The organism is Maritimibacter sp. HL-12 (assembly GCF_900177545.1).
Taxonomy (GTDB): domain Bacteria; phylum Pseudomonadota; class Alphaproteobacteria; order Rhodobacterales; family Rhodobacteraceae; genus Sinisalibacter.
Genome location: NZ_FXBQ01000001.1, coordinates 3,257,376 through 3,282,526, shown reverse-complemented (window position 1 = coordinate 3,282,526; position 25,151 = coordinate 3,257,376). Strand labels below are relative to the sequence as shown.

The 25,151-nt window shown below is 67.2% G+C and carries 23 protein-coding genes; 11 read left to right on the top strand and 12 right to left on the bottom strand.

From position 1 onward, the window contains the following. The first annotated feature begins 41 nt into the window (after window positions 1–41). The 4 genes from B9Y97_RS16180 to B9Y97_RS16165 all read left to right on the top strand — a co-directional run bounded on the left by B9Y97_RS16180 (window position 42) and on the right by B9Y97_RS16165 (window position 3,339). A complete protein-coding gene (locus B9Y97_RS16180; RefSeq protein ID WP_176224397.1) occupies window positions 42–512 on the top strand; it encodes a YybH family protein in 471 nt (156 codons plus the stop codon). A 186-nt stretch (window positions 513–698) separates the two neighbouring features. Further along, window positions 699–2,282 (top strand): pyruvate kinase, encoded by a 1,584-nt coding sequence (locus B9Y97_RS16175; protein WP_085528311.1) that lies wholly within the window; start codon window positions 699–701, stop codon window positions 2,280–2,282. 115 nt (window positions 2,283–2,397) lie between these two features. Next, on the top strand, window positions 2,398–2,595 hold the full coding sequence (locus tag B9Y97_RS16170) for a hypothetical protein (protein WP_085527715.1): 198 nt from the start codon (window positions 2,398–2,400) through the stop codon (window positions 2,593–2,595). 150 nt (window positions 2,596–2,745) lie between these two features. Next, complete coding sequence (locus B9Y97_RS16165) at window positions 2,746–3,339, top strand: carboxymuconolactone decarboxylase family protein (RefSeq protein WP_085528310.1); 594 nt, start codon at window positions 2,746–2,748, stop codon at window positions 3,337–3,339. Window positions 3,340–3,352: 13 nt separating this feature from the next. On the opposite strand, the gene B9Y97_RS16160 is transcribed toward B9Y97_RS16165, so the two are convergent. Both B9Y97_RS16160 and B9Y97_RS16155 read right to left on the bottom strand, forming a co-directional pair. Beyond that, complete coding sequence (locus B9Y97_RS16160) at window positions 3,353–4,066, bottom strand: RlmE family RNA methyltransferase (protein WP_085527714.1); 714 nt, start codon at window positions 4,064–4,066, stop codon at window positions 3,353–3,355. A 78-nt stretch (window positions 4,067–4,144) separates the two neighbouring features. Then, window positions 4,145–5,257 carry a Ppx/GppA phosphatase family protein gene (locus tag B9Y97_RS16155; RefSeq protein ID WP_085528309.1) on the bottom strand — a complete coding sequence of 371 codons (1,113 nt, stop codon included), beginning with the start codon at window positions 5,255–5,257 and terminating at the stop codon, window positions 4,145–4,147. A 266-nt stretch (window positions 5,258–5,523) separates the two neighbouring features. Here B9Y97_RS16155 and B9Y97_RS16150 point away from each other — a divergent pair, with 266 nt between their 5' ends. Both B9Y97_RS16150 and B9Y97_RS16145 read left to right on the top strand, forming a co-directional pair. Continuing rightward, window positions 5,524–5,820 (top strand): virulence factor, encoded by a 297-nt coding sequence (locus B9Y97_RS16150; protein ID WP_085527713.1) that lies wholly within the window; start codon window positions 5,524–5,526, stop codon window positions 5,818–5,820. A 25-nt stretch (window positions 5,821–5,845) separates the two neighbouring features. After that, window positions 5,846–6,907, top strand: coding sequence for a methyltetrahydrofolate cobalamin methyltransferase (locus B9Y97_RS16145; protein WP_085527712.1), 1,062 nt, complete (start codon window positions 5,846–5,848; stop codon window positions 6,905–6,907). A gap of 107 nt (window positions 6,908–7,014) precedes the next feature. Here the strand turns inward: B9Y97_RS16145 and B9Y97_RS16140 are convergent, their stop codons facing one another. Both B9Y97_RS16140 and B9Y97_RS16135 read right to left on the bottom strand, forming a co-directional pair. Then, entirely contained in the window at window positions 7,015–7,599 is a 585-nt protein-coding gene (locus tag B9Y97_RS16140; RefSeq protein ID WP_085527711.1) for an HNH endonuclease, read from the bottom strand. A gap of 192 nt (window positions 7,600–7,791) precedes the next feature. Beyond that, window positions 7,792–9,327, bottom strand: coding sequence for a helicase HerA-like domain-containing protein (locus B9Y97_RS16135; protein ID WP_085527710.1), 1,536 nt, complete (start codon window positions 9,325–9,327; stop codon window positions 7,792–7,794). A 488-nt stretch (window positions 9,328–9,815) separates the two neighbouring features. Between B9Y97_RS16135 and B9Y97_RS16130 the strand changes: the two genes are divergently transcribed. Beyond that, window positions 9,816–10,454, top strand: coding sequence for an invasion associated locus B family protein (locus tag B9Y97_RS16130; protein WP_085527709.1), 639 nt, complete (start codon window positions 9,816–9,818; stop codon window positions 10,452–10,454). A 79-nt stretch (window positions 10,455–10,533) separates the two neighbouring features. On the opposite strand, the gene B9Y97_RS16125 is transcribed toward B9Y97_RS16130, so the two are convergent. From B9Y97_RS16125 to B9Y97_RS16115, 3 genes are all read right to left on the bottom strand, one after another. Continuing rightward, window positions 10,534–11,745, bottom strand: a complete 1,212-nt coding sequence (locus B9Y97_RS16125; protein ID WP_085527708.1) for a beta-ketoacyl-[acyl-carrier-protein] synthase family protein — start codon at window positions 11,743–11,745, stop codon at window positions 10,534–10,536. 5 nt (window positions 11,746–11,750) lie between these two features. Further along, a complete protein-coding gene (locus tag B9Y97_RS16120; protein ID WP_085527707.1) occupies window positions 11,751–12,017 on the bottom strand; it encodes an acyl carrier protein in 267 nt (88 codons plus the stop codon). A gap of 100 nt (window positions 12,018–12,117) precedes the next feature. Further along, window positions 12,118–13,740, bottom strand: coding sequence for a L,D-transpeptidase family protein (locus B9Y97_RS16115; protein WP_085527706.1), 1,623 nt, complete (start codon window positions 13,738–13,740; stop codon window positions 12,118–12,120). Between the two features lie 351 nt (window positions 13,741–14,091). Here B9Y97_RS16115 and B9Y97_RS16110 point away from each other — a divergent pair, with 351 nt between their 5' ends. Further along, entirely contained in the window at window positions 14,092–14,661 is a 570-nt protein-coding gene (locus tag B9Y97_RS16110; RefSeq protein ID WP_085527705.1) for a peptidoglycan L,D-endopeptidase MepK, read from the top strand. An 81-nt stretch (window positions 14,662–14,742) separates the two neighbouring features. Here the strand turns inward: B9Y97_RS16110 and B9Y97_RS16105 are convergent, their stop codons facing one another. The 3 genes from B9Y97_RS16105 to B9Y97_RS16095 form a co-directional block, all read right to left on the bottom strand. Then, on the bottom strand, window positions 14,743–15,501 hold the full coding sequence (locus tag B9Y97_RS16105; protein ID WP_085527704.1) for a flavodoxin family protein: 759 nt from the start codon (window positions 15,499–15,501) through the stop codon (window positions 14,743–14,745). Window positions 15,502–15,671: 170 nt separating this feature from the next. Further along, window positions 15,672–16,328, bottom strand: coding sequence for a cytochrome b/b6 domain-containing protein (locus B9Y97_RS16100; RefSeq protein WP_085527703.1), 657 nt, complete (start codon window positions 16,326–16,328; stop codon window positions 15,672–15,674). Then, window positions 16,321–17,994 (bottom strand): tetrathionate reductase family octaheme c-type cytochrome, encoded by a 1,674-nt coding sequence (locus B9Y97_RS16095; RefSeq protein ID WP_085527702.1) that lies wholly within the window; start codon window positions 17,992–17,994, stop codon window positions 16,321–16,323. The genes B9Y97_RS16100 and B9Y97_RS16095 overlap by 8 nt, the downstream gene beginning before the upstream one ends. Window positions 17,995–18,187: 193 nt before the next feature. Here B9Y97_RS16095 and B9Y97_RS16090 point away from each other — a divergent pair, with 193 nt between their 5' ends. From B9Y97_RS16090 to B9Y97_RS16080, 3 genes are all read left to right on the top strand, one after another. Beyond that, window positions 18,188–19,708 (top strand): fused MFS/spermidine synthase, encoded by a 1,521-nt coding sequence (locus B9Y97_RS16090; RefSeq protein WP_085527701.1) that lies wholly within the window; start codon window positions 18,188–18,190, stop codon window positions 19,706–19,708. A gap of 60 nt (window positions 19,709–19,768) precedes the next feature. Then, window positions 19,769–20,509 (top strand): glutamine amidotransferase, encoded by a 741-nt coding sequence (locus B9Y97_RS16085; protein WP_085527700.1) that lies wholly within the window; start codon window positions 19,769–19,771, stop codon window positions 20,507–20,509. Between the two features lie 74 nt (window positions 20,510–20,583). After that, window positions 20,584–22,653, top strand: a complete 2,070-nt coding sequence (locus B9Y97_RS16080) for a tetratricopeptide repeat-containing sulfotransferase family protein (protein ID WP_085527699.1) — start codon at window positions 20,584–20,586, stop codon at window positions 22,651–22,653. Window positions 22,654–22,666: 13 nt separating this feature from the next. Here the strand turns inward: B9Y97_RS16080 and B9Y97_RS16075 are convergent, their stop codons facing one another. Together B9Y97_RS16075 and B9Y97_RS16070 are read right to left on the bottom strand one after the other, a co-directional pair. Then, complete coding sequence (locus B9Y97_RS16075; RefSeq protein WP_085527698.1) at window positions 22,667–23,842, bottom strand: acetyl-CoA C-acyltransferase; 1,176 nt, start codon at window positions 23,840–23,842, stop codon at window positions 22,667–22,669. A gap of 11 nt (window positions 23,843–23,853) precedes the next feature. After that, window positions 23,854–25,146: an ArgE/DapE family deacylase gene (locus tag B9Y97_RS16070; RefSeq protein ID WP_085527697.1), complete on the bottom strand. Its 1,293-nt coding sequence runs from the start codon at window positions 25,144–25,146 to the stop codon at window positions 23,854–23,856. Between the last annotated feature and the right edge of the window lie 5 nt (window positions 25,147–25,151).

The window sequence follows — 25,151 nt, the reverse complement described above, 5'->3', positions numbered from 1 at the left end:
CCCCCAGACTGGGCGCAGTACCACAACACGGGAGACTGCAAATGACGTATCAAGCCAAACCCACCCTCGCGCTCGGAGCTTCCGCATTGGCCCTTGCGGCAATCCTGACCGCGCCTGCGCGGGCCGATCCCGACCAGGAGGCCGAGATCGAGGCGCGGCTCGACCAATACGAGGCCCGTTTCAACAATCAGGATGCCGCCGCGGTGTCGCGCCTGTTCGCCGAGGATGTCGTCTACTACGGGCCGCTCGGGCAGGTCTTCGAGGGCCGCGGCGCAGTCGAACAGCGCTACCGGCAGAGCTTCGAGGCCGGTTTTCGCGACATGAAGGTGGAGACCCTCGCCGTCGAGGTTCTTGGCGACACCGCGTGGGATATCGCCCGCTACACGATCACCGATCCGCAAGGCGAGCCGCTGCAAGGCTATCACCTCGCGATCCTTGAAAAACAGGATGGCGAATGGATCGTGCAGCGGACCCTCGTCAACGCGGTGATGCCGCAGCCCGCGCCGCAATAGCTTCGCGCTGTGGTCGCATCCACGGAGGGAACCCGGCAGGGCCGAGACCACCGCCCGGCATGGCGCGGGCCTGATCGCAGGCCGCAGCATCGTGCCGGGCGGGACCGCAATTCGGATGCGGGACGTCACGGTTTTGTTAAGTCATTGTGACAGGGTGGCGCTGATGTGCAAAAGCAGGGCCAACAGATGGACAATGGCGATCTCCTGGCCAACGGCAGCGACCCGCGGGCGCTTGCCTCGGCCCTGCGCGACAGGCTCACCCAGGTGCGCCGCGAGGCCCTTGACGCGGCCGCGACCACGCTTGCCGGATGGCAAGGGGCGCTCGACGGCTCGGATTTCGCCGAATCGGCGGCCAACCTTGCCTTGTTCCTCGCCCTGCGCCGCATTGATCTGACGGTGGAGCAGGCCGCCCTCGCGCGGCTTGGGCTCTCGTCGCTCGGGCGCAGCGAGTCGCATGTGCGCGCCACCCTGGACGCGGTCATCGCCGCCCTGACCACCCTTGCCGACACCACCCCGATCCAAGGCACCGTCTCGCCGCTGCTCACCTATTCGCGGCACCGGATCGACGCCCGCCGCGATGCGATCTTCGGCACCGATCCCAAGGGGCGCAGCACGCGGATACTCGTCACCCTCCCCACCGAGGCCGCCGAATCCGCAGATCTGATCGGCAACCTTGTCGCGGCCGGGGCCAACGCGGTGCGGATCAACTGCGCCCATGACAGCCCCGAGGCCTGGGGCGCGATGATCGCCCACACAAGGGCGGTGGCCGAAGCCGCCGGGCGGCGGGTGCCGGTGTTGATGGACCTTGCCGGGCCAAAGGTGCGCACCGCAACCGTGTCGTGCCCCGAGGCCCTCCTCGCCCGCGAGAAAAAAAAGAAGCTGCAAAAGTTGAAGCGCGCGGGCCTGGCCTTGTGCGCTGGCGGTCCGCGGCTGATGCGCGGCGACGAGATCGTGCTGACAGCCGGTGGCGTCGATGATCCCAAGCGGGTCACGATAACATTGAGCCATCCGAGACTGATCCAGGCCCTGCGGCCCGGTGCCACGGTGCATTTCGACGACGGCAAGCTCGGCGCGCAGGTCATCGCGGTGAGCGAAGGCCGCGCCGAGCTTCAGATCACCCATGCCCGCGCCAAGGGTGCCCGCCTCGCGGCCGAGAAGGGCGTGAACCTGCCCGGTGTCGATATCGACATCCCCGCCCTCACCGAAGCCGATCTTGCGGCGCTGGATTTTGCCGTGCAGCACGCGGATATCATCGGCTATTCGTTCGTGCAGACCGCGCGCGATGTGCGCGCCCTGCAAGGCGCCATCGCCGCGCGCCTGCCCGCAGGCGGCAGCAGCCCGGCGATCGTGCTCAAGGTTGAAACCGATCTCGCCGTGCGCAACCTGCCCCGGCTGATCGTGCAGGCCAGCACCACCGGCCCGGTCGCGGTGATGATCGCGCGCGGCGATCTTGCCGTCGAGATCGGGCTGGAACGGCTGACGGAGATCCAGGAAGAGATCCTGTGGCTCTGCGAAGCGGCGGAGGTGCCGGTGATCTGGGCAACCCAAGTGCTGGAGGGCCTCGCCAAGGAAGGCCATGCCAGCCGCGCCGAGGCGACCGATGCGGCGCGCGGCCAGCGCGCCGAATGCGTGATGCTCAACAAGGGCCCCTATGCGGCGGAGGCGGTGGCGTTTCTGGACCGGGTGCTCAGGCGGATGGACCGCCACCAGGCGAAAAAGACACCACGCCTCGCCCCGCTGCGCGCCTGGCGCGATCCGCAGGCGTTGTAGCGCGGCGGAAATTCACCAGAAATCACCCCGGTTCTGCCCCATTCCGGCACGAATACCGCCACGAATCCGTGAACAATCAAGTGCATTAACCATTATTGGACACAGGACGAGACCAATGCACATCACCGAGACCGGCCTTTCGGCCAGCACCGAAGCCCTCGCCTTCGCACGCAACGAACGCCGCAGCTGCCTGTCGGACCGCGAATGGCGCTTCCGTCTGCGCGGCTATGGCTATGACATTCGCCAGACCGCGAATGGCCGGGTGCTGACGCAAGTGACCAACGGCCGTGAACTGGGCATGATCGACGGCTGATCCGAGGCCCGACGCCGCATTCCCGTGGCGCCCCCGGACGTGTTCCGCGCGCCCCGACAGCCTGCCCTGCCTGGCGACACCACGCCCGCGATGGTCTAAGGTCACGCGACCGCCGGGCAAACCGGCTGAAACCAGGCGGAGATGATCGGCATGCGCGTATTCCCCTCGATTCCCGGCGAACCCGAATTGTCGAGTGTGTTCCGCCGCTTTCCCCATACCGCCGCCCCGCTTCTGGAATACCACGACCGGCTGTTGCGAGACCCGTCGCCGCTGACCGTCGCCGAGCGCGAGCTGATCGCGGCCTACGTTTCGGGGCTGAACGCCTGCACCTATTGCCACGGGGCGCATACCGTCGCCGCCGCCGCTTTCGGGATCGACGAGACCGTGTTCGCGGGCCTGTTGGCAGACCTCGACACCGCCGCCGTCGACGACCGGATCAAGCCGATCCTCGCCTATGTCCGCAAGCTGACGCTCTCGCCCGCGCGGATGATCGAAGCCGATGCCGAGGCGGTCTATGCCGCCGGGTGGGACGAACAGGCCCTGTTTGACGCGATCAGCGTCTGCGCGTTGTTCAATTTCATGAACCGGATCGTTGAAGGCTCGGGGATCAAGCGCAACCCGCTGGAAGAGACGCCCGAAGAGCTTGCCGCGCGCCGGGAACGGATGGGCGGCGCGGGCGACGATCCCCACAGCGCACCGCGCTCCTACACCAAGCTCGCGAAGATCTGGGGCCTCGAAGACTGAGGCAGCCGACCCGCTACCCGCGAAACCCGCTGGCGATCACGAATTTCTCCGACGAATCCGCACGGCTCGCGGGGGGTTTGACGTTCACCACCTTGGTGAACTTCTGCTTGAGCAGCTTTTGCAGATCGCCCTCGGCCCCTCCGGCCAGCACCTTGGCGACAAAGGTGCCGCCCGCTTCCAGAACGTCAAAGGCGAGGTAGGCCGCCGCTTCTCCGAGCGCGATGATGCGCAGGTGGTCGGTCTGTTTATGGCCCGACGAGGCCGCCGCCATGTCGCTCATCACCACGTCGGCCTTGCCGCCGAGCCAGGCCTTGACCTGGTCATCGGCACCATCGGCCATGAAATCGAGCTGATACGTCTCGGCACCGGCCACCGGCTCGACCTCCTGCAGATCGACCCCGAGCACGGTGCCGACAGGTTTGCCCGCGATCTCGCCGAGCGCGTTGACCCGCGCCACCGCAACCTGCAACCAGCCGCCGGGGGCGCAGCCGAGATCGACCACCCGCGCGCCGGGCTTGAGAAATCCGAAACGGTCGTCCAACTCGAGGATCTTGAACGCCGCGCGGCCCCGGAAGCCCTCGGCTTTCGCGCGTTTCACGTAAGGGTCGTTGAGCTGGCGCTGGAGCCACAGGGTTGACGAGAGCTTGCGCCCGCGCGCGGATTTCACCTTGACCTTGAGGTCACGCTCGCCCCGGCCCGATGTGCCTTTGGTCGGTTTCTTGGCCACCTGAGCCTCCTTTTTCGCCGGGATATACCGAAACGCCCTCGCGCCGCAACGCCCACGCAGGTCTCTCGCGTGGCGGCCTCAGTACGGCCCGTCTTCGAGCACCCCGTCCGACGACATCTGCGCATAGAGCAGCCCCTCGCGCAGGCCCCGGTCGGCCACGGAGAGCCGGTCGGTCGGCCAGATCCTGAGCAAGGCCTGCAGGATCGCCGCGCCCGACATGATCAGCGCCTGCCGGTCGCGTCCGATCCGCGGATCGGCACGCCGCCCCTCCGGACCGGCGACGAGGTAGCCGCGGATCACCCGGTCGATCTGGTCGGAGGTCATCCTGAGCCCGTCGACCTTGTTGCGATCGTAACGCTTCAGGCCGAGATGGGTGGCGGCCACCGTGGTGACGGTGCCTGAGGTGCCGATGATCTGGAACCCCTCGCGGGCGTTCTCACGGTGGAACGGGGAGAATCCCCCGAGTTGCTCCTCGAAATACCAACTCATCAGCGCGAAACGTGCCGAATCGTCCTCGACGTCGTCATAGGCCTCGCGCAGCGTCGCCACCCCGAGCGGCACGCTGATCCAGTCGACCACCCGCGCGGCCGGAAACGGCCCGGTTTCGCCCTTGAACCCGGCGCGCAGCCGCATGATCGAGCGCGGCCGTTCCAGCGGCGGCACCGCCGAGAGGTCGATCCAGACAAGCTCGGTCGAGCCGCCGCCGATATCGACGACGAGAAGCTGCTCGGTGCGGGTCGAGACCAGCGGCGCGGTCGAGATCACCGCCAGCATCGCCTCTTCCTCGGGCTTGATGATTTCGAGTTTCAGCCCGGTTTCGCGCTCGACGATGCGCATGAAATCGTGGCTGTTGGTGGCGCGGCGGCAGGCCTCGGTGGCGACCAGCCGCATGTGCCCGACATCGTGCTTGGCGAGCTTGCGCTTGCAGATCCTGAGTGCCTGGATCGTGCGTGCCATCGAGGCACGGCTGAGCCGGCCCGAGCCGCCCAGTCCCTGGCCGAGGCCCACGGATTTCGAGAAGCTGTCAACCACGTGAAACTGGCTGCCCTTGGGTTGGGCAATCAGCATGCGACAGCTATTGGTGCCGAGATCCAGAGCCGCATAGAGGCTGTCTGGATCCAGCGTGTTCGGCGCGGGTGGCTCTACCGCTTTCGGGAACGCGCCCACGCCATCGGGACGCCTGGGCGCCATCTTCACGCCCTCCAATCTAGGTTGCCTCAAAGGTAGGGCACGATCGGGGTCCGCGCAAGCTCTGTGGCACCGCGCACACGCGAACGCGCGTCGGCGGCGAAGATCATCATGAGAAGAATTCAAGCCGGCTCCCCTTCCCCCCGCTCCCTGCCGCCGCTATCGAGGCGCAACACCCGAGGTCGCATCCCGTGCGCACCTGGTCGCCATTGGCGCAACCGCGCGCGCCGTGCTGGCCTATCGGGGAGGAACAACGAGGAGCAATGCCAATGCCTGGTCTCATCATTGTCTACTGGCGCGATATTCCCGCCCAGGTCATCGTCGGCAAGGGCCGGACGGCGGCCAAGCGGCCCCTGCCCGAGCGCTTCGAACAGGCGATCGACCGTGCGGCGATGAAGTCGGGCCTGGCGGGTACAGACGATTACCTGGCGCAGTGGCGCCGCGAGGGCCCGGTGGAAACCCCGGGCGAGCCCGCCGCCATCGCCGCCGCCGAAGCGGCGCGCATCGACGCAGAATACAGCCAGGACAGGCTGCAACAGCTCATTGACAACGCCGGTCGGGCCTGAGCCCCGCCGCCCCGAGGAGAGACGCATGACCCGCACCATACTCGAAAGCAAGAGCAAGACCGTGATCATCGGCTTCGACGAGCCGTTCTGCGTGATCGGTGAGCGCATCAACCCCACCGGGCGCAAGAAGCTCGCGGCCGAACTGGAAGCGGGGGATTTCTCCACCGTCGAGAAGGATGCGGTGGCGCAGGTTGCCGCCGGGGCCACGGTGCTCGACGTCAACGCCGGCGTGGTGTTCAACACCAACCCCGATCCGAACCAGACCGAGCCGCCGCTGATGCGCCAGGTGATCGGGCTGGTGCAGGGCCTCGTCGATGTGCCGCTCTGCATCGACAGCTCGGTGCCCGGCGCGCTCGAAGCCGGGCTGGAGATCGCCGAGGGCCGCCCGCTGGTCAACTCCGTCACCGGCGAGGAGGAGCGGCTCGAACTGGTGCTGCCGCTGGTGAAGAAATACAACGTGCCGGTGGTGGCGATCTCGAACGACGATACCGGGATCTCGGTCGACCCCGAGGTGCGCTTCGCGGTGGCCAAGAAGATCGTCGAGCGTGCCGCCGATTTCGGCATCCCGGCCCATGACATCGTCGTCGATCCGCTGGTGATGCCAATCGGCGCGATGGCGACGGCGGGCAAGCAGGTGTTCACCCTGGTGCGCCGGTTGCGCGACGAATTGGGCGTCAACACCACCTGCGGGGCCTCCAACATCTCCTTCGGGCTGCCCAACCGGCACGGCATCAACAACGCCTTCCTGCCGATGGCCTATGCCTCGGGCATGACGAGCGCGATCATGAACCCGCTCGCCCTGCCGGTGCCGCAGGCGAAGATCGCCGAGAAGCGGGCCGAGATCGCAGCACTCGGCGTGGTGTTGCCCGACGACATGGACGACGAGACCTTCGTCACCCTGTTTGGCCTCGGCTCGACCCGCTACCGCGCGGGCAAGGAAATGGAAGCGATCCGCGCCGCCAACCTTCTGCTCGACAACGACGCCCACGGGGCCGACTGGATCCAGTTCAACAAACCAGCCGGGTCGGGCGGCGGAACCGGTGCCACCCGCGGCGGACGGCGCGGCGGACGGCGCGGGCGGGCCTGACGCCCGGGGGGCCCCACGGGCGCGCAAGATCGCGCCCGTTCACGCCTCCAGTGCGCGCGAGATCGCGCCCGTTCAAGCCTCCGGTGCGCGCGCAAAAACGCGCCCGTTCACGCCTCCAGTTCGGCGTCCCAGTAGAGAAAGTCGGTCCAGCTTTCGTGCAGGTGGTTGGGCGGGAACTTGCGGCCGAGGTTCTTGAGTTCCTCCGCCCCCGGCTGGCGCGGCGGCTTGCGCAGGCTGAGCCCGGAGCGGCGCAAGGTTTTCGAGCCCTTGTGCAGGTTGCATTTCGAGCAGGCGGCGACGACGTTTTCCCAGCTTGTCACGCCGCCGCGCGCACGCGGCACGACGTGGTCGAAGGTCAGATCGCCGGTCGCGCCGCAATACTGGCAGCAGAACTCGTCGCGCAGGAACAGGTTGAAGCGGGTGAACGCCACCCGTTTTTGCGGCTTCACGTAGTCCTTCAGCACCACGACAGACGGTATCCGCAGCGCCATCGAGGGCGAATGCACAACCTCGTCGTATTCCGCCACGATCGTGACCCGGTCGAGAAACACCGCCTTCACCGCTTCCTGCCATGGCCAGAGCGAAAGCGGATAATAGGAGAGCGGGCGAAAGTCGGCGTTGAGAACAAGCGCCGGGTGCGCCCTCGGGTTCGCCTGTTCGCGCACGAATGATGTTCTGAACTCGCCGTCCATGATCGGTGACTCCGCCCCCGCCCTGTCTCGCAACCGCAGGGCGGGGACACCCCGCCCCGTCATCTATCGCTGACTATATCTGGGAATGGAAACCAGACAAGCCCCACGATATGGGCGCATCCTGACCGCGATTCGTGACAGGGGCGTGACGTAGCGCCCCGGGCACGGGGCAAATCATCTCGAAACACCCGATCAGCGTGCCTTGAACAGGGTGCCGAGCAGGCCGCGCACGATGCGCCGTCCGGTGGTGCCCTTGAGCTCCTTGATCACCACCTTCGCGACCTCGCCGCCGAAGCTCGAGCCGCGACCCGGGCGTGCGCCCGCTGACGATGTGTCACCGTTCGCGCCGTAGCGGCGCGCGGCGCTGAATTCGCGCGCCTCACCTTCCGCCTCGGCGCGCTCGGCCTCCTCTGCCGCCTTTGCCGCCGCCTCGGCCCGGCGCGCGAGCATCTCGTGGGCGCTGTCGCGGTCGATCGCGGTGTCGTACTTGCCGGCAAAGGGCGATGCGGCATTGACCGCCGCTCGCTCCTCTGGCGAGATCGGCCCGAGCTGCGAAGACGGTGGGCGGATCAATGTGCGTTCGGCGACCCCGGGCGCGCCCTTGGCCTCCAGCATCGAGGTGACGGCCTCACCGACGCCGACCTCGCGGATCGCGTCCTCGATGTCGAAGCGGGGGTTGTCGCGGTAGGTTTCGGCGGCCTGGCGCAACTCGCGCCGATCCTTCGCGGTGAAGGCGCGCAACGCATGCTGAACCCGGTTGCCGAGCTGGCCGAGCACGGTGTCGGGCACGTCGGCGGGGTTCTGCGTCGCGAAGTAGACGCCCACACCCTTGGAGCGGATCAGCCGCGCCACCTGCTCGACCTTGGCGATCAAGGCGCGCGGGGCGTCGTCGAACAACAGGTGCGCCTCGTCGAAGAAGAACACCATCCTCGGCTTGTCGGGATCGCCGACTTCGGGCAGGTCCTCGAACAGCGACGACAACAGCCAGAGCAGGAAGGTGGCGTAGAGACGCGGTGAGCGCATCAGCCGGTCGGCGGCGAGGATCGAGATCCGGCCACGCCCGTCGGGGTCCACCCGCATCAGGTCGGCAAGGTCCAGCGCCGGTTCGCCGAACAGGTTGTGGCCGCCCTGGATGTCGAGCACCAGCAGCGCGCGCTGGATCGCCGACACGGAAGATCCCGCGACGTTGCCATACCGCAGCGACAGATCGGCCGCGTTCTGGCCGACCCAGAGCAGCAGCGATTGAAGGTCTTTGAGATCGAGAAGCGGCAGCCCTTCCTCGTCGGCGACCCGGAAGGCGACGTTGAGCACGCCCTCCTGCACGTCGGTCAGTTCGAGCAGGCGCGAGAGCAGGAGCGGCCCCATCTCGGCCACCGTCGTGCGCACCGGATGGCCCTGTTCGCCGAACAGGTCCCAGAACGTGACCGGGAATTGCTCGTAGGTGTAATCGTCGAAGCCGATCTTGCCGGCGCGCGACAGGAAGGCGTCGTGCAGCTTGAAGCCCTCCGACCCCGCCACCGCGAGCCCGGACATGTCGCCCTTCACGTCGGAGAGGAACACCGGCACACCGGCTTTCGAGAACCCTTCGGCAAGGATCTGCAAGGTCACCGACTTTCCGGTGCCGGTCGCCCCGGCGATCAGCCCGTGGCGGTTGGCATATTTCAGCAACAGCCCCTGCTTGATGCCGTAGGCCTCGCCACCGCCGCCGATGAACACCTGATCGTCCATACCGCCTGCCCTCCCTCGGAACCCTTTGCGATGAAAATACATTTTTAAGGATTTCGTGCCAGAGTGAATCCGTCCGGGCCTGTTCCCTTCGCCTGGGCGACTTCCTCCCTGTCAGACTGGCCGCGCCCCGGGGGCGCGGCTTTTTTCGCGCGATCCCGGTGCCATGGGCTATGGCCGGTTCACCACGCGCCCGAATCCACCTGTTGACCGATGCGACATTCTGTCATAGCGTTCGCCCCACAAGTCGGCCGGTCCGGCAGGGAGTACCAACAATTGCGCTGCATGTGCGCAGAAGGGTCCGGGTCTACCGGGCCCTTTCTCAATTCCGGGCAAGCTTCCCGGGCACCGTCATCCATCTTGTCATGCGCCCGGCCCCCGGTTGAGCGGCTTTTCCCGGTTCCGCAACACCGCCCAAATTTCGCCCCTGACAGCAGCGGCAGCCCGTGTTAATCAAGCCTCCGAATGACAACGGAAACGGGAATTCGATCATGGCAGATTTGCTCAAACCCCTCGGCCTCGCGCTCTTCATCGCGCTGGCCGGGCCCGCCGCAGCTCAGGATGCCGAGGACGCGGCACCGACCGAAGCCCCGGAGGCGGCCGTCGAAGCGCCGCTCGCGGTGACCGAAGGCGAGGACGCGACCTATGTCGATGAGGCTTTCGACGACTGGCAGCGCGAATGCCTGCGCACGGAAGACGGCAACGATCCCTGCCGCATGGCGCAAACCCTGTTCGACGCCGAACAGAACCCGGTGGGCAAGATCGCGCTTGGCCGTCAGGCGCAGGGCAGCCCCGCGGTCGCGGTGGGCGAACTCGCGCTGCCGGTCGATCTCGGCATCCTCTTGCCGCAGGGTCTGAACATCGGTGTCGACCGCGGGCTTTCCAAGCAGTACGACTTCTACATGTGCCTGCCTGACGGCTGCATCGCCCGGCTGCTGTTCGGCCCCGAAGACATCGAGGCGTTCAAGGCCGGCGAAGTGATGAACCTTGGCCTCGTGGCCTTCCTGCCGCCGGACCGGGAGCCGACCCGGATCCAGATCCCGGTGTCGCTCAAGGGCTTCACCGCGGCCTATGACTCGCTGCCGGTGCCGACCGCGCCGGCCGAAGCCGAGGCCCCGGCGGCCGAATAAACCGGAACCGCCGAACCTGATCAGACGCCGCGCGACCCTCGCGCGGCGTTTTCTGTTTGAATACTTGTATTTCAGTACGTTATGGCGCTTTCTTCAACGCGATCACAGCATTGAGCCCACCGAAGGCGAAGGCGTTCGACAACACCGCACTCACCTTCGCCTCGCGCGCCTCGTTCGGCACCACGTCGAGCGGACATTCCGGGTCGGGTGCCTCGTAGCCGATGGTGGGCGCGATCACGCCCTCGGTGAGCGCCATCAGCGCGGCAACCAGTTCCACCGCGCCGGTGCCGCCGATCAGGTGGCCGTGCATCGACTTGGTCGAGGAGATCAGCACCTGCCCGGCAGCCTGGCCGAAAGCGTCGGCAACGGCCGCGCATTCGGTCTTGTCATTGGCGGTGGTCCCGGTGCCGTGGGCATTGATATAGCCCACGTCTTCCGGATTGAGCCCGGCGTCGCGCAAGGCACCCGCGATCGCCCGCGCGGCGCCTTCGCGCGAGGGCATGACGATATCGGCGGCGTCGGCAGTCATCGAGAACCCCGCCACCTCGGCAAGGATCTCCGCCCCCCGCGCCTTGGCGTGTTCCAGTTCCTCGAAGACGAACACCGCCGCGCCCTCGCCCTGAACCATGCCGGTGCGGGTGGCCGAGAACGGGCGGCAGGCATCTTTCGACATCACCCTGAGCCCTTCCCATGCCTTGATCCCGCCGAAACACAGCATCGCCTCCGACCCGCCGGTGAGCATCACGTCGGCCATGCCGGCGCGGATCAGCAGCAGCGCCTGGCCCATCGCGTGGTTCGACGAGGCGCAGGCGGAGGCGACGGTATAGGACGGCCCGCGCAGGTTGTGTGCCATCGACACCTGGCTGGCGGCGGCATTGCTCATGAGCCGGGGCACGGTGAAGGGGTGCACCCGGTTCTTGCCCTCTTCAAAGACGGTGCGGTAATTATCTTCGACCGTCCCGAGCCCGCCGCCGGAATTGCCCAGCACCACGCCCGAGCGCTCGGCCAGCGCGCCGTCGATGGCGAGCCCCGCCCGCGCCATCGCCTCTTGCGCGGCGATCAGCGCGAACTGGGTGAAACGGTCGTAGAGCACCAGCTCCTGACGGCTGAACCGCGCCTCGGGGTCATAGTCCTTCACCTGCGCGCCGATGCGCACCGAAAGCCGGTCGGCGTCGCGAAAGTCGAGCGGCCCGATCCCCGATCGACCCGCCTTCATCGCGGAGATGGTTTGTGAAAGCCCGTGGCCCAATGCGTTGATCGTGCCTGCGCCGGTGATCACGACACGCCGCATCGCGCCTAGCCCTTTTGCGCGGCGATGAGCCCGGCGACGGCTGTCACGATGGCGCCGACGGAGGAAATGTCGAACTCGCTTTCCTCCGGCGCGTTGGCGTTGAAGGGCACCGAGATATCGAAACTTTCCTCGATCGCGAAGATCGCCTCGACGAGCCCGAGGCTGTCGATGCCGAGGTCTTCAAGGCTTTGATCCATCGACACATCCGACGGATCTATGACTGCCTGTTCGGCGATGATCTCGACAATGCGGTTACGGATATCCTCGGACATCGTGTTCCCCAAGCTCAGCCAGAAGCCGAGGCCCGTTTAGTCGGTTTGGGACCGCAAGAAAACCGAAATGTGAGCCACGAAGCGTTTCCTGCGTCGATGTTCAGCTTTCGTATCCCGGCAGCCGCACTCCCGCGGCTTCGAGCGCGGCCCAGACCTTGGCATCGCGGCCGTAGACGTCGGCCCGGTAGCTCATGTGGCCACGCAGATCGGAATAGGCGGTGCGGTAGACGATGTGCACCGGCACCGCAGGTTCGAGGTCCACCCGGGTCTCGCGCCCGGTGTCGAGCACCGAGTGAAAATAGCCCTCGGGATCGGCGGTCTGCGGTGCCAGCAGGGTATAGGCGAAGTCGAACGGGTCGGCCAGCCGCACGCAGCCATGCGAGTAGGTTCGCACCTCGTTGTTGAACAGGCTCTTCGAGGGGGTGTCGTGGAGGTAGATGTTGTACTGGTTGGGGAACATGAACTTGACCAGCCCCAGCGCGTTGCCGCGCGAGGGCGGTTGCTTGAGATCGAACGGGAAATTGCGCGGGTTGACCTCTTCCCAGTTCACCGCGGATCGCGGCACCACGTTGCCCCGGCCGTCGATCAACTGGAGGTGTCCGGCACTGGCCCCGCCCGAAGCGATCATGCCGGGCAGGTATTCGTTCACCGAGATCGAGCGCGGCACATACCAGCTCGGGTTGACCACCATGTGATCCATCTCGTCGGAAAACTCCGGCGTGCGGGTGTCGCCCCGGTTCTGGCCGACCACCGAACGGGTCTCGAAGGTGATCTCGCCGCCATCGACGACGCGGGCGGTGAAATCGGTCAGGTTGACCCAGATATAGCGCTTCTGCCGGTCGATGCTGAGCCAACGCTCGCGCTCCATCGCCACGATGATCGACTTCAGCCGCTCCTCGGGCTCGACGTTGAGCGCGCGGATCGTCGATGGCCCGGCGACGCCGTCGGCGTTCAGCCCGGCGTTTTCCTGAAACCGCTGCACCGCGCGCTGGATATCGGCGTCGTAGGTGATCGTGGCGGAGCGATCGAGGTAGCCCATCGCCACCAGCCGGTTGCGCAGCGCGACCACCGGCATCCCGACGTCGCCGGGCCTTAGCGCGCTGCCCGGCACGCCCGGCCCCCAGCCGCCTGCCGCGATCAGCCGCTCAAGCTCGAACTTCTTGTGCATCAGCCGGGCGTATTCGTCCGAGGTCGGCACCAAGGTGTGCATGAACGCCTCGGGGTTCTCGGCCTCGATGAAGCCGGTGAGCAACGCGGTGCTGTCGCGCCGGTCGGGCACCCGGACCATCCCCGGGTCGATCTGGCTCGGCGTGACGATACCGCTTTGAAGCTGGTGGGCATAGGTCAGGAACAGCCGGGTGAGCTCAACCTCGACCCGGCCCCGGTCGCGAGGCGACGACACCGCGCGCATCATCGCCTGAAGCTCGGTGGTGTCGTAGGCCGAGACCGGCAGGCCATGATCGCCGGCCGAAAGGATCGCCTTCAGGAGCGCCTCCAGCCGGGCCCGCTCGCCCGGTGCCTGCCCGGTCCAGATCGGCTGGTAGCCGGTCTCGCGGTAGAAGGCGGCGACTTCGTCATGGCCGAGGGCGGCCTCGGCAACGGCCTGGGCGAAGGCGGGAAAGCGCAGATCCGCCGAGGTGGCGGCGGCCGGCGAGGCGAGACCGAGCACGGCGGCCGCGGCAAGGGCGTGAACAAAAGTCTTGCGAAGGCGCGGCAGCGACATCTTGGAATTTCCCCGTCTTGAATGCTCAAATCACTAATGGATTCCCGGTTTCACGCCAGTTTGCCAGCTTGCGAACGCCTGTCCATTCACAAAAGCGCCAAAACCGCCTTCTGGCCTGCTTCGCCTTGGCGGCTGCGACATGGTGGCCACAGTTAACCGGAAGTTAGCGAGTTTCAGCAGATTTCTGCCGATTTTGCTTGTCCGTGGAACCTGCGGCAACGCGAGGGGTTGGAGGACGATTCGTTGTATGGCATAACGTCTTCGTGTCTGGGGGGTCAGGCGCAATCGCAACCGTGGCGCGCGAGGCAGCGTGGCGCGGCACCAAGCAGAATACGGGACGAACTCGGACAGATGACAAGCACAAGCTTTAACGGGCTGAGCCGGCGCGCTCTACTGGGCGCTTTCGCGGCAACAGCCGTCACCGCCGCACCCACATTCGCCAAGGCCGCCGGTTTCCTGCGTGGCGGTGGCGATATCCGCCGCATCGTGATGTACTCGGGCCGCACCGGCGAGCGGATCGACACGATCTACTGGATCGAAGGCAAGTACATCCCCGAGGCGATCGCCGAGATCAACCATTTCATGCGCGACTGGCGCAACAACAAGACGATCCAGATCGACGCCCGCACCGTCGACATCATGGCCGCCGCACACGGGCTGCTCGACGTGAACGAGCCCTACATGCTGCTGTCCGGCTACCGCAGCCCGGAAACCAACGCGATGCTGCGGTCCCGCTCGAGCGGCGTTGCGAAAAACTCGCTGCATCTCAAGGGCCAGGCCGCCGATCTTCGGCTGAAATCCCGCTCGGTGCACCAGATGTTCAAGGCGGCGACCGCCTGCAGGGCCGGCGGTGTCGGCAAGTATTCCGGCTCGAACTTCGTGCACATGGATTGTGGCGTGGTGCGCACCTGGGGCGGCTGAGCCCTCCGGTCAACCCCGACATCTTAGATCTTTCGCACTCCCCGGGCCGGCGCCGGGGTTTTGCGGTCCGGCCATCGCCCCTCAGCGCCGATAGTCGGGATTGTCATAGTCGAACCGGCACCCCGCGCTCCACGCATTGCGATCGTTGCCGTGATTGGAATAGCCGCCCGCGTCCTTCAGCATCCGTGCGAGATGCAGGATGTTCCAGCTCATGATCGTGGTGTTGCGCTGGGTGAAATCGTTGTCAAACCCGGTGGGCTCGCCTTCGACCATGTCGCCATAGGACGGACCCGGCCCGGCCTCGCCGATCCAGCCGCAATCGGCTTGCGGCGGAATTGTGTAGCCGAGATGCGAGAGCGCATAGCCGATCGTCATCGCCGCGTGTTTCACACCGTCCTCGTTACCGGTGATCACGCTGCCCGCGACCTTGCCGTAATAGATCGACTGGCCCTTGTCGTTGAGCAGGCCCGACATGCCGTAGAGCCGTTCGATCAGCACCCGGCAGACGCTGCTCTCCTCGCCGAGCCAGAGCGGTGTGCCGACGACGAGGATATCGGCGGCCTTGACCCGCTCCCACAGCGTCGGCCAGTCGTCGGTGTCCCAGCCGTGTTCGGTCATGTCGGGGTAAACCCCGGGGGGAACCTGGTACGACAGCATGTGCAGGTGATCCACGTGCACCCCGTTGCGTTCCATGATCGTGGCGGAAACGTTCATCAGGAGCCGGGTGTGGCTCTCGTCCGGATCGCGCTTCAGCGAGGTGTTGATGAAGACCGCGCTCAGATCGGAGAAATCTGTGGTGTTGTCGCGGCAGAGCGCTTCCTGTTGTTCGGTAAGGGGCATGCCAACCTCTCCTTTTCGGTTTCGGTTTTACCACCACCCTCCCCCGGTGCCGCGGCCCGGATCAACCCCGCCTGCGCCACCTCACCGGGGTGTGACCACGACCTGCGCCATGAAAAAGGCCGGTGTCCGCCCCCGCAGACACCGGCCTTGCCTCGACCCGAAAGCCCGGATCAGTGCTTCAGTCGCCAGGGCTCGTTCTGTTCCAGGTAGGCTTCCTGTTCCGGCGTCAGCTCGATTTCGTCAAACCCGGTCACCATCGGCTTGACGTGCTCGCGGAACCCGTGGCCCACGGTCAGGAGATAGACGTGGAGGATGACGAAGGTCACGATCACGTAGGCGGCCAGCAGGTGCAGGTTGGCGACGATCTTGAGCAAGAACACCGCGTTCGGCAACGGCTCCCAGAAATTGTAGGCGAGATAGACCAGTCCGGTGCCCCAGATCGCCGGGAAGACCATCCATTTCAGCGCGAAGTAGGTCGCCGCCTGCAACGGGTTGTGCTTGCGCCAGAAGATCTTGCGATAGGGATGTTCCTCGCCCTTGAACACGCCCCAGGCGTAGAACCGCGCCACTTCCAGCATCCCCTCCACTTTTGGCAGGAACTGTTTCCAGGTGCCGGTGGTGAAGAGCCAGAAGGTGGCAAAGATCCAGACCGCCAGCAGCACCAGCGCCGCGACCGTGTGCAAGGTCACCGCCATCCGGAACGGGATCAGCCCATGCACCCCGTTCAACCCGAAGCCGGTGAAGATCAGCACGAAGATCAACGCCATCTGGGTCCAGTGCCAGAACCGCTCGAACCGCGGGAAAACCTTGACGATGCGATTAGCCATGGTGGCTTCCTCCCTTCGAGCGGTTGACGAGGCGCAGAAGGCCGTGGCCGATGACGCCGAGGAGCGCGCCCAGCACCATCAGCCGGCCGAGGATCCCGATCCAGGACATCGTGTCGGTGCCCGGCATGTAGACCCCGGCCAGCCCCGCGAGGCGGCTGTCTTCGGCATGGCAGGCGACGCAGTCGAGCGCGTCGGAGGCCGGGGCCACCATGTGGGTGATCGGCCAGTACATGTGGGTATCGACAAAGCCGAACTCGCCGGAATACTCGGATCCCGCCGCCTTCATCCCCGCCTCGATGGCCTTCGACCAGTCGAAGTTGGTCCAGAACGCCGTGTCGGTGTCCGGCCCCCAGACCTGGGCATAGGCCAGCTTGTTGAACCCGGCATCGTAGGACTGGCTGCCTTCCATGAGCTTGAACGGCCAGATCCGGCTCCGGCCATCCTCACGCGCGCCGTGAACGCGGTTGACCTCGACAATCTCGCTGGGGTCGATCTCCATGTCGCCGGTGGTGTAGTCCACCTGCCCGTCGAACCAGGCGTAATGCGGCACGACATTCTCGCCCCATTCGAAATCGCCCTTGGTGGATAGGTAGGTGTGCAGCGCCTTGCCGTCGCCCTGCACGTAGTTTTCCTCGTGCATCGGCTTGCCCTCGGGCGAGAGCCTGCCGGCGGTCGACCAGTCCCAAACCGTCTTGGTGGCGACGCCCCCACGCGCGAACTCGGGGATGTGACAGGTCTGGCAGGCCACCACGTCGACGTGATCATTGAGCTTCATGCCGATCAGCGAGGTCGGATGCGGATCGGCCGAGTGGCAGCTTTCGCAGGTCGCCACGTCGCGCCGTTCGCCGGGCTTGCCGGTGCCGGGGTCGGTGGCATGCACCTCGTAGCGCGAGCCCGCCCATTCATGCTGATCGGAGACATGGCAGGTGGAGCAGGTGAAGTTTTCACCCTCGGGCGACATGTGGACATCCACCGCCAGCGAGGGCTCGAAAAGCACCGACGACAGGTCGCCGTGTTTCACGTTGTCGCCGCCGCCGCCGTAGAAGTGGCAGTTGCCGCAATTGTCGCGCCCGGGCTGGCCGACGCTCTGCGCCGCCTTGGCGAGATCGACGGCCCAGGCCGGCTGGCCGGAGATCGTCACCGCACCGGCCTTCACCGGCTCCAGCGGCGGATGCCCGGCGGCGTCGGCGAGCTTGGTGTATTGTCCCGAACGGTCATGGCAGGCGAGGCAATCGACGGCGTTGGATTGCGCCGGGGGTGGTGACGCCATGTCGTCCCAGCCGTAGCCGGCGTGACAGGAGGTGCAGCGCGGCTCGTTGCCGGCAACGTTGCCGCAGAACGAGTTGAGCACCTCGCTCTTGCCGAGGGTCTGACCGGACGAGGAGTCGAATTTCCACTGGTAGTGGATCGAGTGCATGACCTGGTCGTCGGCCTCGGTGTGGCAACTCAGGCAAGCCGCGGTGACCTCCGGTCCGGAGGCGAATTCCTTCTGGAGGATCTCGAATTTCGAGTGATCCGCCGTCGAGGTGCTGGGCACGGCCACCCGCTCGGGCGGCGGCGGCGCCCCGGTGGTGACACTCTCGTTCTGCGCCAGACCGCTGCCCGCCACACCGAGCCAAAGGCCCAACCCGAGCACGAGCCAAGCCTTGCTTGCCAGTCGTTGCATTGCTGTCTCCTCCCATCCGGCACCCTTGGGGGGAACCGAACCATACATATCTCATATTCGTTATGTTCCTTTTCTCCGCCCTGTTGCGAGGGCACGAATTGCCGCAGGGGCAGCCCGTCGGGCCGAGTTTGTCCTTGCCCGAAACCCGTGGCCGACGCACAGTCGCTCCCGGTCCACCCGCCGAGGAGCCTGCATGACTGCCCGCGCCCTGCCCCCCGTCTGGCTTCTCGTCTTGCTTCAGGGCGCGGTGTCGGCCGCCTCGCTGGTGGTCGAGATCGTCGCGGGCAGGATGCTTGCGCCTTACGTGGGCATGTCGCTCTATACCTGGACATCGGTGATCGCGGTGGTGCTGGCGGGCTTCTCGGTGGGCCACTGGATCGGCGGGATCATCGCCGAGCGTGCGCCCGGCCGCGCGCTTCTTGCCACCGGCTGGGCGCTGGCGGCGGCGGCGCTGACCACGGCGGGCGCGGTCTTCCTGCTGCGCTGGGGGGCTGCGCTGGTGCTGCCTGCCACTGACAACGCGGTGACCGCGATTGTCGCGCTCAGCATGATCGCCTTCTTCCTGCCCTCGCTGTTTGCCGGCATTCCCGCCCCGGTGCTCGCCGCCATCGCGGTGGCCGCCGCGCCCGAGCGACAGGGCCGCGCGCTCGGCGCGATGTTCGCCGCCGGGGCGATCGGCGCGATCGCGGGCACCCTGCTCGCGGGGTTCCTGTTCATCGCCTGGCTCGGCTCGATCGGCACCCTCGCCGCGGTCACGCTGGCCTATGCGCTCGCCACCTTGATCCTCTTCGGCCTTGGCCGTCGCGCCGGAGAGGTGCCCGCGCTGGCGCTGATGACCGGGGCCCTGGTCGCGCCGCTGGCGCTGGCCGCCACCGCCCTCGCCGCGCCCTCGCCCTGCAGCGTGGAGAGCCGCTATTTCTGCCTGCGCAGCCTCGATGTCTCGTCCGATCCACAGGCACCGCAGCGGCTGATGGTGCTCGATCATCTCGCCCATGGCATCTCGGCGCGCGATGCCCCGGAGGTGATGCACACCGACCACGCCGCCTTGCTCGAGGTCATCGCCCGGCTGCGCATGGGCGCGCAGCCCTTCGGTGCCTTCTTCATCGGCGGCGGCACCTATTCGATCCCGCGCGCCTGGGATGCCCGCGCGCCGCGCCCGGAGATGACCGTGGCCGAGATCGACCCGGCGGTGACCGAGATGGCGATCGCCGATTTCTGGTTCGATCCCGACGGCGTCGAGATCCTGCACGAAGACGCCCGCCGCGCCCTCGCCCGCCGCGCTGATCGCTACGATGTCATCATCGGCGACGCCTTCACCGATATCGCGGTGCCGCAGCACCTGATCACCCGCGAGTTCTTCGAGCTTGCCGCCTCGCGCCTCGCGCCCGGCGGGGTCTACCTGATGAACGTGATCGACCACGCCGGCAGCCTCGCCGCGCTGGCCGCGATCCTCGCTACCGCCGAGGCGGTGTTTCCGGTGGTCGAGGTCTGGACCAGCGCCGAACGGCTCGACCCCGGCGCGCAGCGGGTTTTCGTGCTCGCGGCGGGCGACGGGGCCAGCCCGGCGGAGTTCGTCGAAACCCTCACGCCCGCGCCCAAGGGGTTCGGCCGTCTTCCCAAGAACTTTCTGGCCGCCCTGCGCGCCGAGCACGGCGAAATGATCCTGACCGACGATTTCGCCCCGATCGACCGTCTGCTCGGGGCGACGTTCTGATCGCCCTGCGCCGCCCGGTTCGGCTTGACCGATCGCGTATCACCGGCTAGCGGACATGCCATGAAACCGTTCCTGATCCTGCAACTGCGCCCCGAGACCGAGGCCGCCGACAACGAGTTTGCCGCCTTTCTTGCCAAGGGCGGGCTCGCGCCCGGCGATGTGCACCGGATCCGCCTCGATCTCGACGACCTGCCCGCAGATCTCGATCTCGACCGCTACAGCGGCGTGATCGTCGGCGGGGGCCCGGGCTGCGTGTCCGACCCCGAAGACGAGAAAGACGCGTTAGAAAAGCACATCGAAGACGCGATCATGGGCCTGATGCCCGAGATCTGCGGTCGCGACCTTGCTTTTCTCGGCTGCTGCTACGGCATCGGCATTCTCGGCCACCACTTGAGCCCCGGGATCGTCTCGAAGGCCGCCTACGGCGAGCCGGTGGGCGCGGTCGATTGCAGCCTGACCGACGACGGCCGCGCCGATCCACTGATGGCGGGCGTGCCCGCGCATTTCCGTGCCTTCGTCGGCCACAAGGAGGCGGTGCAGGCGCTGCCACCAGGCACGGTGCGGCTGGTCGCGTCAGAGCCGACCCCGTTCCAGATGCTGCGCTTCGGGTCCAACGTCTATGCCACGCAGTTTCACCCCGAGGCCGACGCCGCAGGCTTCGAGACCCGCATCCATATCTACAAGCACAAGGGCTATTTCCCGCCCGAAACGGCGGCGGCGCTGATCGAGACGGTGCGCGGCGAAGACGTGCGCTACCCGGAACTGATCCTGCGCAACTTCGTCGCGCGCTATGGCGGCTGAAACGCCGGTCGGCACTGGCCTTCGCCGCGAGCGCGTGAGAAAACGGGCCGGAACAACACCGGGGGAGACGGGCGATGTCGGTTGACGCTACATTGCGCAAGGCAGCCAAACTGGCGAAGCAAGGCGACCGCGGCGGTGCGGCAGCGCTCTACCGCGAGGTTCTGGCGAAGTTTCCCGGCAATGCCACCGCGCGCAAGGGGCTGGAGGCCCTCGCCACGGCGCAGGCCGGTCGCCCCGGTGCCACCCCCGGTGCCGCCCGGCAGGCCGCCGCGCCGCGCGCCCCGGGCCCCGCGCCCCAACAGATGCAGGCGTTGCAACGCCTGATGCAGCGCGGCGACATCGCCAGCGTGCTCGCCGAGGGGCAACGGCTGGCGCTGCTGTTTCCGAAAGACCCCGCGATCCTGAACCTGCTGGCGTTGGCGCAGATGCGGGCCGGCAGGCTCGATGCCGCGATCGCCGGGTTCGACCGGGTCAGCGCGCTCGATCCCGGCTTCGCCGGGGCGCATGCCAACAGGGCCACGGCGCTCGCCCAGATGGGCCGACACCACGACGCCGAAGCCGCCGCCCGCGCCGCGCTGAAGCTTGACCCGAACATGGTGCAGGCGCAGCTCATCCTGGGTTATGCGCTGGTCAACACCGAACGCGCCGATGCGGCGCTGGCGTGTTTCGAGCAGGCCGTAGCCCGCGCGCCCAAACTGGTGCAAGCGCAGATCGGGCTGGGCAATGCCCGTGCTGCCCTCGGCCAAGCCCAGAGGGCGCTCGACGCTTTCGAGGCCGCGCAGGCACTGGAGCCGGGCAACATCGACGTGCTCAACAACATCGGCAATGCGCTCAATGCGCTCGGCCGGGTCGACGAGGCGGTGGAGGCTCTGGGCCGCGCCGCCGCGCTCAAGCCCGAGCTTGCCGTGCTGCACAGCAACCACGCCCGCGCGCTGGGAGACGTCGGCCGCAGCGAAGAGGCGCTGGCCGCCTGCGAAGCCGCTCTCGCGCGCGATCCGAAGGATGCCAAGACATGGAACCTGCTTGGCAACATGCACCGCGAACTGGGCGACAAGGCGCGCGCGATCGAGGCCTACGACAAGGCCCTCGCGCTCGACCCGGCAACGCCGGAACCGCTCGCCATGCGCTGGCAGATCGACACGCTGCCGCTCGATCACCCGGACTTTGCCCGCATGGAGGCGCTGTTCGACGACCCGGCAGTGAGCCCGGGACAGCGCACAATCATCGGCTTCACCCTGTTCAAGGCGCTGGACAAGGCCGGCGACGAGGCAGCGGCCTTCGCCCGTCTCGACCGCGCCAACCGCATGCGGCGCAAGGCCGAGCCCTATGACATCGAGGCCCATCTCGCCATGTTCGCGGCGATGAAGGCGCAATTTGCAGGCGGGATCGCCCCGCTCGACACGGCCGCTCTCGCCGAGGTGCCCGCGCCGCACCGCCCGCTGTTCATCGTCGGGATGCCGCGGTCGGGCACCTCGCTGGTCGAGCAGATCCTCGCCAGCCACAGCCAGGTGCACGGGGCGGGCGAGTTGCCCGCGATCGGCACCGGCATGGCGCGGCTGGGCTGGCGCGATGCCGAGATCGGTGCGCCGCCCGACCGCGACACGCTGATGGCGCTGCGGCGCGACTACTTCGGCGCGCTCGGCCGGCTCGGGGCGGGCAAGCCCGTGATCACCGACAAGACCCCGCTCAATTTCCGCCACCTCGGCCACGCGCTTGCCGCGATGCCCGAGGCGCGGGTGCTGTTCATGCGCCGCGATGCGCGGGCGACCTGCTGGTCGAACTATTCCAACTCCTTCGTGGGTTCGTCGAACAACTTCGGCAACGACATGGAAGATACCGCGGCGATGTATCTTGCCCATCTCGACCTGATGGCGTTCTGGGCCAGCCTCTACCCCGACCGGATCGCCACGGTGCCCTACGAGCGCCTGACCGAGCACCAGGAGGAGGAAACCCGCAAGCTCCTTGCCGCCGCCGGGCTGGACTGGGAGGACACCTGCCTCGATTTCCACCGCACCAAGCGCGCGGTGCGCACGGTCTCAGCCAGCCAGGTCCGCGAGAAGATGTATACCGGCAGTTCCGAGGCCTGGCGGCGCTACGAGCCCTTCCTCGGACCGATGCTCGACAAGCTGGCGGGCGTGGTCTGAGGCGCGCGGGCGGTCAGAAGATTTCGAACAGCCCCGCCGCGCCCTGCCCGCCGCCGACGCACATCGCGACAACGCCGAGCTTGGCCCCCCGCCTGCGGCCCTCCAGCAGCAGGTGCCCCGCCATCCGCGCGCCCGACATGCCGTAGGGATGGCCGATCGAGATCGCGCCGCCGTTCACGTTGAGAAGCTCGTCGGGAATGCCCAAGCCGTCGCGGCAGGGGAGGAGCTGGGCGGCGAAGGCCTCGTTGATCTCCCACAGGTCAATCTCGTCGATGCTGAGACCGTGGCGCTCCAGCAGGCGCGGGATCGCCACCAGCGGGCCGATCCCCATTTCCTCGGGCGCCACCCCGGCCACGGCAAAGCCCCTCAGCCGCCCGAGCGGTGCCAACCCGCGCCGCGCCGCCGCGCCCGCTTCCATCACCACCAGCGCCGCCGCCCCGTCGGAAAGCTGGCTGGCGTTACCGGCCGTCACCGTCTTGCCCTCGCCGAGCACCGGCGCGAGGCCCGCCAGCCCTTCGAGCGTTGTGGCCGGGCGGTTGCACTCGTCGGCCTCCAGAACCACGCGCGCCTCGCGTGTCTCGCCCGTGGCCTTGTCGATCACCAGCTTGACCGCCTCGACCGGCACGATCTCGTCGTCGAACCGCCCGGCCGCCTGCGCGCCCGCCGTGCGGCGCTGGCTTTGCAGCGCGTAGGCGTCTTGCGCCTCGCGGCTCACCCCGTAGCGCGCGGCCACCACCTCGGCGGTGTCGAGCATCGAGAAGTAATAGCCTTCGGCCACTCCCGGCGTGAGGTAGCGGTGACCGTTCCAGTGCTCGTTCTGAACCAGCGAGATGGTTTCCAGCCCGCCCGCCAGCGCCACGTCGACCCCCTCGGCGCGGATCATGTGGCCGGCGCTGGCGATGGCGTTCAGGCCGGAGGCGCATTGCCGGTCGAGCGTCACCGCCGCGACACTCGAAGGCAGCCCCGCCGCGAGGGCGACGTGGCGGGCAACGTTCACCCCGGTGGAACCTTGGGTGAGGGCCGAGCCGAAGATCGCCTCCTCGATCTCACCGCCCTCAAGCCCCGCACGGGCCACGGCGGCACGCACCGCATGGGCCCCGAGCGCCGGGCCTTCGAGGTTGTTGAACGCGCCGCGATAGGCCTTGCCGATCGGCGTGCGGGCGGTGGAGACGATGACGGCGTCGCGCATGGTTGGTCCTTTCAGAGTAGTTCCAGCCCGCACCAACCGGCGATGAACAGCGCGGTGGCTTGTGTGACCCGGCGCATGCTTTCCAGCTCCACGCGCTCGTTGAAGCCGTGGATCGCCTCGGCGCGCGGGCCATAGACCAGCGCGGGCGTATCGGCATAGAGGCCGAAGAAGCGGGCATCGGTGGTGGCGGTGATTGCGAGCCGGTCGAGGGCTGCACCGGTGACAGCGTTGTGGGCCACCTCCAGCGCGCCGATGGCGGCCTTGGCCGTGGCGCTGTCATCCTCGGCGAGCGCGTAGCCCTCGGCCTCGAAGCCGTGATAAACAACCTCCGGCAAGCTGTTGCGCAGAAATGCATTTTCGCGCGCGGCCTCCATCAGAACAGCCTCGATCTCGGCCTTGGCTGCTGCCATGTCCTGCCCCGGAAACAGCCCCATGCGCACATCGAAGACGCACCAGGCGGGCACCGAGCTCGACCAGTCGCCGCCGATGATCTTGCCGATGTTGAGGTTGAGCGGGTGGTGGTGGTGGGCAAACTCGGGGTGGCGGTGCTCCTCGCCGTTCCAGCGGTCTTCCAGCCCGTGCAGCGCGGCGATCAGCGGGATCGCCGCCTCGATGGCGTTGGCCCCTGTCCCGGCATAGGCCACATGCGTGGGCAGGCCCTTGAGGTGAACCTGAAACCACAGAACCCCGACCTGGGCGGTCACGAGGCTTTCGGCGAAGGGTTCGGGGATCAGCGCCGCCTCGGCCTTGTAACCGCGCGCGAGGCAGGCCAGCGCGCCGTTGCCGGTGCATTCTTCCTCGACGACCGATTGCACGAAGACATCCGCCGCCGGGGCGAGGCCGCAAGCGGCGAGCGCGTCGAGCGCGAAGAGGTTGGAGGCCAGTCCTGCCTTCATGTCGCCCGCGCCGCGGCCATACATCCAGCCATCGTCCACCCGCGGCGCGTAGGGCGGGCTGTCCCACATCTCGTGCGGGCCTTCGGGCACCACGTCGATATGGCCGTTGAGGATCAGCGAGCGGCCCTTGCCGCTGGTGCCAACCCGCGTGCCGACCACGTTGACCGCATCCTCGTAGGGGCCAAGCACCGGCGAGAAGCCCGGCAGGGCGCGGATCTCGTCCACGTCGATTTGCCAGCGATCCACGGAGTAGCCCCGCGATGCCATCTCGGCGGCCATGAATTCCTGCGCGCCCTGTTCATTGCCGCGCGTCGAGGGAAAGCGGGTGAGTTCGGCGAGGAAGGCCACCTGCGCGTCGAAGCGGGCGTCGACGGCGTTCAGGATGCGGGTTGCGGTCTCTGCGTCCATGCGCG